Source organism: Brenneria rubrifaciens (assembly GCF_005484945.1).
Taxonomy (GTDB): Bacteria; Pseudomonadota; Gammaproteobacteria; order Enterobacterales; family Enterobacteriaceae; genus Brenneria; species Brenneria rubrifaciens.
Map to the genome: position 1 here is coordinate 2,053,494 of NZ_CP034035.1, position 13,454 is coordinate 2,066,947.

Sequence of the window (13,454 nt, forward strand, 5' to 3'; positions counted from 1 at the left end):
TCTCTCCGACAAAGGGGAAAGGCGGATGAACTCATGGTAATTTGGCTTTCTGGGCGGTCAATTCGGCAATTCGCATAATCACCGATACCGCCTGTTCCATACCTTCCAGCGTCACGAATTCATGCTTGCCGTGGTAATTGTAGCCGCCGGTAAACAAATTCGGGCACGGTAATCCCCTGAACGACAACTGCGCACCGTCAGTCCCGCCACGAATCGGCTTGAGAATAGGTTCGATATCGCAATCCCGCATGGCCTGCTGCGCCAGCGCGATAATATGCGGATGCTGTTCAACCTGCTCACGCATATTGTAATAGCTGTCGGTTATCGTCACTTCGATATAGCAATCGGGATGCAAACCCGCCCCGACTTTCTCGGCGATATCGATCATTTTTTGTTTGCGCCGTTCAAACCCCGTCCGATCAAAATCACGCACGATATAGTGCATCTCTGCACGCTCCACCACGCCTTTAATACTCTGTAAATGGTAGAAACCCTGATAACCATCTGTATTTTCAGGCGATTCCTCTTCTGGCACTTCCTGATGGAATCGGGACGCCAGCGACAGCGCATTCACCATCACATCTTTGGCGCTGCCGGGATGCACATTGTTACCCACAATCTTCACGGTCACCGCGGCGGCATTGAAATTTTCATACTCCAGTTCACCCACGCCTCCCCCGTCAACGGTATAGGCCCACTGCGCATTGAATGCCCGCACATCAAAGAACTGCGCGCCTTTACCAATTTCTTCATCGGGCGTAAACGCCACGCGAATTTCCCCATGCGGCACCTGACGTTTTTTTAATCGCATCATCGCCGTGATAATTTCGGCGATGCCGGCTTTATCATCCGCGCCCAGCAGCGTTTTGCCGTCGGTGGTAATCAGCGTGTGGCCGAGCAGGTGATGCAACACCGGGAACATGACCGGCGACAGCACCTCGTCACCCACCCCCAATGCAATATCGCCGCCACGATAGTTTTCCACAATCTGCGGATTCACGTTCTTTCCTGTGTAATCAGGCGACGTATCGAGGTGAGAAATAAAACCGATGGTCGGTACGTTCCAGGCAACATTAGCAGGCAGCGTTGCCATCACCCAGCCATACTTGCTAAGCGTCACCTGTTCAAAACCCAATTCCTGCAACTCCCGATGCAAGGCGTGCGCCAGCCTGAGCTGGCCTTCCGTGCTCGGCACCTGCCGAACGCCGGATTTTGACTGAGTATCAAAAGAAACGTAATTCAAAAACCTATCGAGTAATTTATCCATCTCTTCGCCTCCTGAACCCTATTTTTTATTATGAGGATGGCTATCACCGAAAATATTGCGTCAGGTCAGTTTTTACCGCGTTAACGCCCAGAACCGGACAGACCTGAACAGGTGAAAATTCCCCCCTCTCCTCATGCAGTCCACTTAAGCTTAGTCTCAGGAGACACACGGCGATGACGTTAATGCATCTAATGCGGCAAAAGCAAACCACGCCGCCCGCCCTCCATTTTGCCGCACCGTTCTATTTCACAGGCCGCCATCAAGAAAAAAACAATTATGAAACATCGAACGGTGGAGCGTTTCCCTCCGCTCACCCGCTGACTCCCATTCACAACCCGATGTATGGCGACACAAGTTGGCGTTAAGCATCGTTTCCCGTAGAATGCCGCCCTCAACTGAGCTTGTAGGCTGAAAGGTGATAACCCCTGGCATGCATCGCAACGGAACTTCCGTGGACGCGCCATACTTGGAAACAGAGCAATCCCTTAATGAAAGATAATCCTCGCGCTACGCCGGTCGTCGAGTTGATCGATGTCCGTAAAAACTTTGATGGCAAAGACATCATTGCTCATTTTAATCTCACCATTAACAACGGCGAGTTTCTGACCATTCTTGGTCCCTCCGGCTGCGGTAAAACCACCATACTGCGGTTAATTGCCGGACTGGAAACCGTAGACGGCGGCAATGTCATATTAGAAAAACAGGATATTACCCACCAGCCCGCCGAGCATCGCCACATTAATACCGTTTTCCAAAGCTACGCCTTATTTCCCCACCTCAGCGTTTTCGACAATGTCGCTTTCGGCTTGCGGATGCAAAAAACGCCCGCGGCCGAGATCGCCCCGCGCGTGACTGACGCGCTGAAAATGGTGCAACTGGAGAGTCTGGCGCAGCGCCGCCCTCATCAACTCTCTGGCGGACAGCAACAACGGGTGGCGATTGCCCGGGCGGTCGTCAATCAGCCTAAAGTCCTACTGCTGGATGAGTCGCTCTCCGCGCTCGACTACAAGTTGCGCAAACAGATGCAAAACGAATTGAAAGCGCTACAGCGGACGCTGGGCATTACCTTTATTTTTGTTACGCACGATCAGGAAGAGGCGCTCACCATGTCTGACCGCATCGTGGTGATGCGCGACGGCCGCATCGAACAGGACGGCACGCCGCGTGAGATTTACGAGGAGCCGAAGAACCTGTTTGTGGCCAGCTTTATCGGCGAAATCAATATTCTCGATGCCGTTGTATTAGAGCAAATCGGCGAGCAGCGGGTGCGCGCCCGGGTGGAAGGCCATGAGTGCGTGATTACGGTCAATTTCCCGGTTAGCGATGGGCAGCACCTCAACGTGTTGCTGCGGCCGGAGGATTTGCGGGTGGAAGAAATCAACGACGGGGTCCAGGCGGAAGGCATCGTCGGATACGTCCGTGAGCGCAATTACAAAGGCATGACGCTGGAATCCAACATTGAGCTTGAGGACGGCAAAATAGTGATGGTCAGCGAGTTCTTTAACGAAGACGATCCTGATTTCGATCACTCGCTCAATCAGAAAGTCGCGATTACCTGGGTCGAAAGCTGGGAGGTTGTGCTGCACGATGAAAAAGCCGCGTAAACGCTTTCAGAATACCATTATCACGATCGTTGTCGTCTGGCTGGCGCTGTTCGTATTCGCGCCGAACCTGATGATTATCGGCGCCAGTTTCCTGACCCGCGATGATACCGATCTCATCAGTCTGGTATTTACGCTTGACAACTACACCCGGCTGGCCGATCCGATGTATGCTTCGGTTCTGCTGCACTCGCTGAATATGGCGGCAGTCGCGACGCTGTGCTGCCTGATATTAGGTTATCCCTTCGCCTTTATCCTGGCTCGCCTGCCTCAACGCGTCCGCCCGCTGATGATGTTTTTACTGATTGTCCCTTTCTGGACAAACTCGCTGATTCGTATTTACGGACTGAAGATATTTCTGAGTACGCGCGGACATTTGAATGAGTTCCTGATGTGGGTCGGCATTATTGATACCCCCTTGCGCATGATGTACACCTCCGGGGCGGTGGTGCTCGGCCTGATCTACATTCTGCTGCCTTTTATGGTGCTGCCGCTCTATTCGAGCATTGAGAAGCTGGATAAGGCGTATCTCGAAGCCGCCCGCGATCTGGGCGCCAACAAATGGCAGACATTCATCCGCGTCGTCATTCCGCTGACCATGCCGGGCATCATCGCGGGCTGTTTGCTGGTGCTATTACCGGCTATGGGGCTGTTTTTTGTCGCCGATCTGATGGGCGGCGCCAAAAACCTGCTGATTGGCAACGTGATCAAAAGCCAGTTCCTTAACATCCGCGATTGGCCATTTGGCGCGGCGACCAGTATCGGCCTGACCTTAATCATGGGGATAATGCTGCTCGTCTATTACCGCACGGCCCGTCTGCTGAACAAGAAAGAGGAACTGGCATGATCGGACGCCTGTTGCGTGGTGGCTTAATGTTTGTCATTTACGCCTATTTGTACATTCCCATCATTATTTTGATTGTGAATTCCTTCAATCAGGCCCGCTTCGGCATTAACTGGCAAGGTTTTACGCTGGACTGGTATCGTCTGCTGCTCAACAACGACAGTCTGCTGCAGGCCGCCCGCCATTCGCTGACCATGGCGGTTTTCTCCGCCACCTTTGCCACGCTGATTGGTTCGTTGACGGCGGTCGCGCTCTATCGCTACCGCTTTCGCGGTAAACCCTTCGTCAGCGGCATGTTGTTCGTCGTGATGATGTCACCCGATATCGTGATGGCGATCTCCCTGTTGGTGCTGTTTATGCTACTGGGCATTTCACTGGGATTCTGGTCGCTGCTGTTTTCCCACATCACCTTCTGCCTGCCTTTCGTGGTGGTAACCGTCTATTCGCGTCTCAAAGGATTCGATGTGCGGATGCTGGAGGCCGCTCGCGATTTGGGCGCCAGTGAAACCATTATCCTGAGAAAAATTATTCTGCCGTTGGCCATGCCCGCGGTCGCCGCCGGATGGTTGCTCAGTTTCACCTTGTCGATGGACGATGTTGTGGTGTCCTCCTTTGTCACCGGCCCGACGTATGAAATTCTGCCGTTGAAGATTTACTCAATGGTCAAGGTCGGCGTATCGCCGGAAGTGAACGCGCTGGCCACCATTCTGCTCATTCTGTCACTACTCCTGGTGCTCAGCAGCCAGTTGATCCTGCGCGATCGCACCCGGAAATAACAGCGTATGCAGTAAGTAAATCAAGTCCTGTCAATAAGTCGTAACATTCATACCTGATAGATTTCAGTATCGCGGGTCTATTCTTTGGGCATTTTAAGGAGATAACTATTATGAAGACGTGGTCACATCTGCTGGCAGCCTGCACGCTGGCTTTTAGCCTTAACAGCGCCAGCGCCAACGACGGTAACACCCTCTATTTCTATAACTGGACAGAGTATGTACCGCCCGGACTGCTGGAACAGTTCACCAAAGAAACCGGCATCAAGGTGATTTACTCCACCTACGAATCCAACGAAAGCATGTATGCGAAGCTGAAAACCTATCAGGACAGCGCCTACGATCTGGTGGTGCCCTCCACCTATTTCATTTCAAAAATGAGCAAAGAGGGCATGCTGCAAAAGATCGACATTAGCAAACTCAGCAACTTCCATAACCTCGACCCGAATCTGTTGCACAAATCCTTTGATCCTAACAATGAATACTCCGTTCCCTATATCTGGGGAGCGACGGTGATTGGCGTTAACCGTGACATGATCGATCCCGCCAGCGTCACCCGCTGGGCCGACCTGTGGGACGAGAAGTATAAAAGTAGCCTGCTGTTGACCGATGACGCCCGTGAAGTGTTCCAGATTGCGCTGCGTAAGCTGGGTTATTCCGCCAACACCACCGATCCGAAAGAAATTAAAGCGGCCTACGCCGAACTGAAAAAATTAATGCCCAACGTACTGACCTTCAATTCCGATAATCCGGGTAATCCGTTTATGGAAGGTGAAGTGAATCTGGGGATGGTCTGGAATGGCTCCGCGTATGTCGCGCGCCAGGCGGGAACGCCGCTGGATGTAATCTGGCCGCAGGAAGGCGGTATTTTCTGGATGGACAGCCTGGCTATCCCGGCTAATGCCAAAAACGTCGATGGCGCGATGAAAATGATTAACTTCCTGCTGCGTCCCGAGATCGCCGCACAGGTGGCGGAATCCATCGGCTACCCGACACCCAATCTCGCGGCGAAGAAACTGCTGCCTGCCGAATTATCAGGCGACAAAACGCTGTATCCAGATGAAAAGACCATCAACAATGGTGAGTGGCAGAACGATGTCGGCAGCGCCGGCACGCTGTATGAAACCTATTTCCAGCAGTTGAAGGCGGGGCGGTAAACTTTTTGCGATCGCCAGGGTCCGGCAGGCAAACCCCGTTCGGCCACTGTTCCAACAGCGCATGGGCACACCGCCATGCATCCGCAAAAAAAACCCCGGGCGGTGCCGGGGTTTGTATATTGTTCAGCGGAAAGAGATTTACTCTTTTTGCTCCTGTGCCAAATCCTTCGCAATGTGCACCGTTTCATCCAGGTAGGGATCGGGCGCCTGATAATCTTTAGGCAGATCTTCCAGTGATTTCAACGGTTTTTTACCCGCTTTCGCCAGACGATCGTTGATTCGCCCCAGACGCACCGCTTCGTCGTCATTATTTTCCTTCTCTCGTTGAGCCAGGTTGAGCGATAGCGTGTTACGTTTATCTTTCATCGCGTTATAGCGCGCAATATCCTGAGCCACGTATTGGAATTCTGGATCTTTGGCAATCCGTTCCTGATGAAGCTCGTTCAGCGGGCTGATAAGCGGTTTCAAATCGCCGCTCTTGGTGTAGGTAGCGGCTTTGATGCTATCCCACGGCAGCGCGTTATCTTCAAACTTCTCTCCGGTATCAACCGTTTCCGTTCCGGTAGGCATCATCACATCCGGCGTGACGCCTTTTATTTGGGTACTGCCGCCGTTAATACGATAGAATTTCTGAATCGTATATTGGACAGACCCCAACGCCGGCCAGTCAGGTCGCAACATCTGATCATAGATACGGTTCAACGAACGATACTGCTGCACTGTGCCTTTACCAAAGGTGGGTTCACCTACAATCAGCGCGCGGCCGTAATCCTGCATCGCCGCCGCGAAAATTTCCGAGGCGGAGGCGCTGAAGCGATCCACCAGCACCACTAATGGCCCTTTGTAATACACAATGCCGTCCGTATCGCTGTCTTCACGGACTTTGCCGTTATTATCGCGGATCTGCACCACCGGGCCGCTTGGAATAAACAGACCGGACAGGCCGACCGCTTCCGTCAACGCGCCGCCGCCGTTGCTGCGAAGATCAATCACAACGCTGCTGACGTGCTGTTTCTCAAGCTTTTGCAACTGGACTTTAACGTCATCTGTCAGGCCGACATAGAAACCAGGAATATCCAGCACGCCGACCTTCTCTTGGCCCACATTCTTGACCGACATCTTCACCGCGCGGTCTTCAAGGCGAATGCGTTCACGCGTCAGCGTCACGATCCGGGTTTTGGTGCCTTTGCCCGCAGGCAGAATTTCCAGACGGACCCTGCTGCCTTTCGGCCCCTTAATCAGCGCGACAACGTCGTCAAGCCGCCAGCCGATAACGTCCACCATCGGTTTCCCGGTTTGACCCACGCCCACAACGCGATCGCCAACGGTCAGGCTCTTGCTCTTCGCTGCCGGACCGCCGGGCACCATGGAGTTGATCACGGTGTAATCGTCATCCATCTGCAACACCGCGCCAATACCTTCAAGCGACAAACTCATTTCGGTATTGAACTGTTCGGTATTTCTGGGGGAGAGATAGCTGGTGTGCGGATCGATTTCCCGCGCAAAGGCATTCATGATCAGTTGGAAAACGTCTTCGCTGTTACTCTGCGCCAAACGGCGGATCGCAAACTGGTAACGCTTGGTCAGCGTTTCCTTGATATCGTTATCGTCTTTGCCGGTCAGCTTCAGGCTTAACCAATCATATTTGACTTTGGCGTCCCATAAGCGGTTCAGCTCGCCCACGTTTTGCGGCCAGGGCGCTTTCTCACGATCGAGCTCGATGGTGTCGCTGCCGGTAAAATCCATCGGCCTTTCCAGTACCAGCAACGCGTATTGGTAACGTTCAAAACGCCGCTTTTGCGCCAGATTATAAAGCGCGTAAGGGAGATCCAGCTTGCCGGATTTCAGTTCATCGCCCAGTTGCGTTTTCTGACCGGAAAACTGTGCAATATCCGACGCCATCAGCACATTGTGGCTGTAGTCCAGCATATTGAGGTAGCGGGAGAAGATATTCTCGGAGAACTGACCGTCCAGCATAAACTGGCGATAATGAGAACGCAGGAAACGCGACGCCACGCGATCGCTTACCGTCGCATGCTGAGGCTCCTGTTGAAGCTGAGGAATTTGCTCAACGCGCGTAATGTTCTCGTTGGTATTTGCAAAACTCACGCCCGCCAGCAGTAAGCCTGCAATGGCGGTCATTTTGACTAAATTGTTCATGCCCTGATTAGCCTCCGTATCAGAACTGCAAATGTTCTGCGCGCACAATCATTGCCATGCCGGAAGCCAACTGAACTCTGACTTCACCTTTGGCAATCTCAAGCACAGTGGCGTTCATGGCATCTTTGCCGGCTCTGACCTTGATTTCCTGACCGATTTGCAGTTTGGATACATCCGTAACCGCAACGCGCTGTAGCTGAGACTCACTGGCGGCGGGTTCAGCCTTGCGTGGCTGAGTCCTGGCGGGCTGCTGAGGGGGAGAGGACGGCGACTGGCGGGACGAAGGCTGATGTGGTTTACGCGATACGCCGTCACGGTCACGACGCGGCGCACGCTTGCCCTGCCCCTGTGGACGAGGGGTGCGTGCAGACTCAGCGGATTCTCCGGCGGCCTCGCGTTTTTTCGCCTGTTGTTCGGCGCGCTGCGCCTGGACCCTGGCCTTCGCTTCTTCCAATTGCTTGCGAGCATGATCGACATGCTGCTGTTCCAGCTCGCCGCAGGGATTTCCATCCAAATCCACACGTTGAGCGCCCAATTTAACACCGTACAGATATCGCCAACTTGAGGTATAAAGCCTCAAAGCGGATCGCAATTGCGTTTTGCTGACGTTCTCCGTTTCCAGCACTCGCTCAACAAGATCTTGAAATATACCGATCTTTAATGGGCGAGTTTCACCCTCAGTGGTGAAACAAAGCGGAAACCGCTTTGCCAAAAAGGCAATAACTTCTTTACTGCTGTTCAACTTAGGTTGATTTTCCATGAAATTTCCTGATTACAACGGGTTTGCCAACCAGCGCAGGCATGAACAGGCGTCATTATAATGACGCCATCAGCAATTGCTACGTTATCCTTGTCTCAACGTGAGAGAATTGATAAAAGTCAGCACATCGCTCGCTTCAAGTTGTGCACAGAGCGCGTTCACCACGGCCTTAAGCCCTTCCTCGTCATCCGCGTCAAACCGTTTATAAACCGTACTATCAATATCTAAAACGCCAATCATCTGACCGCCGACCGTTAGCGGCAGAACAATTTCCGCGTTGCTTGCCGCATCGCAGGCAATATGATCGGGAAAAGCGTGCACATCGTCTACACGTTGGATTCGATTTTCAGCGATCGCCCGGCCGCATACGCCTTTCCCCGCCGGAATACGGACACAGGCAACCCGTCCCTGAAAAGGTCCCAGGAACAAGATATCGTTTTCCAGTAGATAAAAACCGGCCCAGTTAACCCCATCCAAACGCTCAAACAGCAATGCGCTACAGTTTGCTAAAATCGTTATAAAACGATTTTCTGTCGCAATCAGCGATGATAAATCGCTGACCAGATCCTCATAAAAAACATGTTTATTCATAATAATATTTAATTGTCTTTTCAGTTCAGACAGATAACAACACCTTTGCCATACGGAAATATCCGCTACAGGATGCCACAAGATCCATGCATTAGCGCGGAGAATCCCTGCATTACCCTGCATACAGCGTGCATAATGTGCTATTTATGTCGGCCGCCACGCAGCTTTCGCTCATGACGTCGCCCATCGCCATAAACAGCATAGATTAATATAAACAGCATAAAGCGTGTATGCCTTGTTTTTATGTCGCGTATCATGCCGTTACGCGATGGCGACGTTCGGTTGTGCGCCAGTACCTGATACACTGAATGGCGTCTGTTCATCTGGCCGCGGGAAATATGAAGATATACCACATAATCAGTCCTGCCCTTTTTCCGTCTTCCAGACCACCGCGGACGGACGTCAGCGCGCTGTCATCGCAGACCGTGGCGCATTACCCTCGCTGCCCGGAATGCGACGCGCTTTTTGTGCTGCCGCCGCTCAAGCGTAATCAGACGGCCAACTGCCCGCGCTGCGACGCCAAAGTCAGTTCAGGACTCGACTGGCCCATTTCACGGCTGGTTGCCATGGCCGTTGCCATGCTGGTTCTTATGCCGTTTGCCTTCACCGAACCGTTAATCAGTATTCGTCTGCTTGGCGTATCCATCAATGCCAGCCTGTTTGAAGGTATCTGGCAGATTACCCGTCAGGGAAATCCGGTGACGGCGAGCATGGTGGCGTTCTGCACCGTCGGCGTTCCACTGACGCTGGCCTTCTCGCTGCTGTATCTGTTCTTTGCGCCGCGCTTCGGCATGAACTTGCGGCCGGTTCTGCTGATGTTGGACAGACTGAAAGCATGGATGATGCTGGATATCTATCTGGTGGGCATGGCGGTCGCCGCCATCAAAATGCGAGAGTTCGCCGATGTTCAGCCGGGGCACGGCCTGATTGCCTTTCTGGTGCTGATGGTATTGAGCATCCTGACGCTGATCCATTTGAATACCGACCAGTTGTGGCAGCGCTTTTACCCGCGCCTGCGCCCGATTATTTCACCACGGCGCTATCGGATTTGCCTCTCCTGCCACTTAACCAGTTCGCCCGACAACCTGGGACGTTGCCCGCGTTGCCACGTTCCGCTACATTTTCGGCATCGCCATAGCCTGCAAAAATCCTGGGCCGCGCTGATTGCCTCGGTCATTTTTCTGTTTCCGGCCAACCTGCTGCCTATCTCTGTTATCTACGTGAACGGCGCACGTACCGAAGACACCATTTTTTCCGGCATCCTCTCTCTGGCCACCGGCAACATTCCGGTGGCAATAGTGGTTTTTATCGCCAGCATTCTGGTGCCGTTTACTAAGGTTATTGTGTTGTTCGGCCTATTGCTCAGCATTCATTTCCGGGCCGGGCGCGGCATCATGGTCAGAATGCGGATGCTGCGGGTGATTGCCTGGATCGGACGCTGGTCCATGCTGGATCTCTTTGTCATTGCGCTGACGATGTCGCTCGTCAACCGCGATCAATTACTCGCTTTTACCATGGGGCCTGCCGCCTTTTATTTTGGGGCGGCAGTTATACTCACCATCCTGGCCGTTGAACGGCTGGATAGCCGACTGATGTGGGATAACGATGCAAGACGACAAACCCGAGATAACGAGCCAGGCGGCGGTGAAGAATAAACGTCGGCTTTCTCCTTTCTGGCTGCTGCCGTTAATTGCGCTGATGATTGCCGGCTGGCTGGTGTATACCAACCAAAAAGAGCGCGGCACCACCGTCACGATTGATTTCGTGTCGGCGGACGGCATTATCGCCGGGCGCACGCCGGTGCGCTATCAGGGGGTTGAAGTCGGCACCGTGCAAGATATTAAGCTCAGTGACGATTTGCACACCATTCAGGTTGAAGCCAGCATCAACAGCGACATGGCGGAAGCCTTGCGCAGCGGCACGCAATTCTGGCTGGTGACGCCCAAAGCGTCGCTTGCCGGCGTGTCCGGGCTGGACGCGCTGGTCGGCGGCAACTACATCGGCATGATGCCGGGGACAGGCGAGCCACAGTCACATTTTTCCGCGTTGGACACCCAGCCCAAATATCGGGTGAACACCGGCGAGCTGTTAATCCACCTACAGGCCGATGACTTAGGTTCGCTGAACAATGGTTCGCTGGTCTATTACCGTAAAATTCCGGTAGGAAAAGTCTATGACTACACGGTTTCCCAGGATCGCCAGGGCGTGACGATTGATGTGCTGATTGAACGGCGATTTACCAATCTGGTGAAAAACAACAGCCGCTTCTGGAACGTATCCGGTTTCAATGCGGATATCAGCTTTAACGGCGCCAGGGTTGAAATGGAGAATCTGGCCGCGCTGGTTAACGGCGCAATTGCGTTCGACTCGCCGGAAAACAGTGAAGACGCCAGCGCCGAGCAAACCTACCGTTTGTATCCCGATCTGGCGCAAAGCCGGCGCGGGGTGGCGATAACGCTTGATCTGCCGTCAGGAGACGGGCTGGCGCAAGGCCGTACGCCGCTGATCTATCAGGGACTGGAAGTCGGTACGCTGAACAACATTACGCTGGTCCCTGACAGTCAGCGCGTCAGCGGCGAGTTAATTGTCAATCCCGCCGTGGTTTCCCTGATGCGTGAAGGCACCCGTATTGAACTGACTAAGCCCAGACTTTCGCTTAGCGATCTGAACATTCCCAGCCTGCTCAGCGGGCCGACGCTGACGCTGATCCCCGGCGAAGGCGAACCGCGCCAACACTTTAAGGTGCTGGACAGCGGCCAGCGACAGTTGGCCCAGCCCGGCGCCCTAGCCATAGAGTTGAACGCGGCGCAGAGCTACGGTATCGACAGTGGGCAGCCTGTTTTACTGCACGGCGTACAAATCGGTCAAATCGTTAAGCGCACGCTGGATGAACAAGCCGTCCGTTTTGTTCTGGTCATTGCGCCGCAGTATCGTCACCTGCTGCACAAGGACAGCAAGTTTGTCGTCAACAGCCGGGTAAATGTCAAAGTGGGGCTGGATGGCATACAGGTGCTGGGGGCAAGCGCGCAAGAATGGGTAAGCGGAGGGGTTCAGGTGCTGCCGGGCACTCGCGGCGAGGTGATGGCGAATTATCCGCTTTTCAGCGACCTTGAAAAAGCGCAAGACGGGATTCGGGGCGCCGCGCCTTCGCCCACGCTTACGCTGGTCACGGACAGTCTGCCTGATATTCAGGACGGCTCGATTGTGCTCTACCGTAAATTTGAGGTGGGTGAAATCACGCGCGTCCGGCCCAAAGCAAATTATTTTGAAGTGGATGTCCATATCCGGCCGGAATACCGCAACTTGCTGACGGATAAGAGCGTTTTCTGGGCCGAAGGGGGCGCCCGCGTGCAATTGAATACCACGGGTCTGACCGTACAGGCCTCTCCGCTCAATCGTGCGCTGAAAGGCGCCATCAGCTTTGACAATCTTGAGGGCGCGCCAGAAGTCAAAAGAGGAAAACGCGTCCTTTACAATAACGAAAACGCGGCCCGTGCGGTCGGCAGCCGCATCATCCTTCGCACCTATGACGCCAGCAAGCTGTCGCCGGGGATGCCGATTCGCTATCTGGGCATTGATATCGGTCAGCTTGATTCGCTAAAACTGTCCGAACAGCGTAACGAAGTCTGGGTACGGGCGGTGCTTTATCCCGAATACGTGCGGAATTTCGCTCGGTCGGGCACGCGTTTTTCGGTGGTGACGCCGGAAATTTCCGCGGCCGGCGTGAATCATCTGGAAACGTTATTCCAGCCGTACATCAATGTTGAACCGGGCAGCGGCCGCGTGACGCGCAGTTTTGAACTGCAACAGGCATCAATTTCCGATTCACGCTATCAGGATGGATTAAATATCAACGTGGATGCGCCCGAAGCGGGCGCGTTACAGGTGGGCACGCCGGTGTTGTTCAGGGGCATTGAAGTGGGAACCGTCACCGGTTTGTCGCTGGGGACGCTCTCCGATCGCATCACGGTTGCGTTGCGTATCAGTAAAGGTTATCAGCATTTGGTGAGAGTTAACTCCGTATTCTGGCTGGCTTCCGGCTACAACCTGGAGTTCGGTTTAACCGGCAGCGTGATAAAAACCGGCACCTTTCAGCAGTTCATCCGCGGGGGGATTGCGTTTGCGACGCCGGCCACCACCCCGCTGGCACCGCTGGCGCAGGAAGGAAAACATTTTCTGTTGCGCGATGAAGAGCCGCAGGCGTGGCGGCAATGGGGAACGGCAATCCCGACGAACTAAAAAACCACGCCGGGACGGGACCGCTTTACCGCCCCGGCGTTTCCCATTCGGCGGATATCACT

General features: G+C 53.8%; 10 protein-coding genes. 6 read left to right on the plus strand and 4 right to left on the minus strand.

What is annotated here, in order from left to right; genetic code table 11:
• Positions 1–31: 31 nt before the first annotated feature.
• Positions 32–1,267, minus strand: coding sequence for a peptidase T (gene pepT, locus EH207_RS09570; protein ID WP_137713795.1), 1,236 nt, complete (start codon positions 1,265–1,267; stop codon positions 32–34).
• Between the two features lie 488 nt (positions 1,268–1,755).
• Here pepT and potA point away from each other — a divergent pair, with 488 nt between their 5' ends.
• The 4 genes from potA (at position 1,756) to potD (ending at position 5,642) form a co-directional block, all read left to right on the plus strand.
• Positions 1,756–2,871, plus strand: coding sequence for a spermidine/putrescine ABC transporter ATP-binding protein PotA (potA, locus tag EH207_RS09575; RefSeq protein WP_137713796.1), 1,116 nt, complete (start codon positions 1,756–1,758; stop codon positions 2,869–2,871).
• Positions 2,855–3,715 carry a spermidine/putrescine ABC transporter permease PotB gene (gene potB, locus EH207_RS09580; RefSeq protein WP_137713797.1) on the plus strand — a complete coding sequence of 287 codons (861 nt, stop codon included), beginning with the start codon at positions 2,855–2,857 and terminating at the stop codon, positions 3,713–3,715. Before potA ends, potB begins: the two co-directional genes overlap by 17 nt.
• Positions 3,712–4,488, plus strand: coding sequence for a spermidine/putrescine ABC transporter permease PotC (gene potC / locus EH207_RS09585; protein ID WP_137713798.1), 777 nt, complete (start codon positions 3,712–3,714; stop codon positions 4,486–4,488). Before potB ends, potC begins: the two co-directional genes overlap by 4 nt.
• A gap of 110 nt (positions 4,489–4,598) precedes the next feature.
• On the plus strand, positions 4,599–5,642 hold the full coding sequence (potD, locus tag EH207_RS09590; protein ID WP_137713799.1) for a spermidine/putrescine ABC transporter substrate-binding protein PotD: 1,044 nt from the start codon (positions 4,599–4,601) through the stop codon (positions 5,640–5,642).
• A 138-nt stretch (positions 5,643–5,780) separates the two neighbouring features.
• Here the strand turns inward: potD and prc are convergent, their stop codons facing one another.
• The 3 genes from prc to EH207_RS09605 all read right to left on the minus strand — a co-directional run bounded on the left by prc (position 5,781) and on the right by EH207_RS09605 (position 9,153).
• A complete protein-coding gene (gene prc, locus EH207_RS09595; RefSeq protein ID WP_137713800.1) occupies positions 5,781–7,802 on the minus strand; it encodes a carboxy terminal-processing peptidase in 2,022 nt (673 codons plus the stop codon).
• 19 nt (positions 7,803–7,821) lie between these two features.
• Positions 7,822–8,562 carry an RNA chaperone ProQ gene (gene proQ / locus EH207_RS09600; protein ID WP_137713801.1) on the minus strand — a complete coding sequence of 247 codons (741 nt, stop codon included), beginning with the start codon at positions 8,560–8,562 and terminating at the stop codon, positions 7,822–7,824.
• Between the two features lie 84 nt (positions 8,563–8,646).
• The gene (locus EH207_RS09605; protein ID WP_137713802.1) at positions 8,647–9,153 is read right to left on the minus strand and encodes a GAF domain-containing protein; all 507 of its coding nucleotides are present in this window, start codon (positions 9,151–9,153) and stop codon (positions 8,647–8,649) included.
• Positions 9,154–9,491: 338 nt separating this feature from the next.
• On the opposite strand from EH207_RS09605, the gene yebS reads away from it, so the two are divergent.
• Complete coding sequence (gene yebS, locus EH207_RS09610) at positions 9,492–10,808, plus strand: membrane integrity lipid transport subunit YebS (RefSeq protein ID WP_137715312.1); 1,317 nt, start codon at positions 9,492–9,494, stop codon at positions 10,806–10,808.
• Entirely contained in the window at positions 10,759–13,392 is a 2,634-nt protein-coding gene (locus EH207_RS09615) for a PqiB family protein (RefSeq protein WP_137713803.1), read from the plus strand. The genes yebS and EH207_RS09615 overlap by 50 nt, the downstream gene beginning before the upstream one ends.
• Positions 13,393–13,454: the final 62 nt, after the last annotated feature.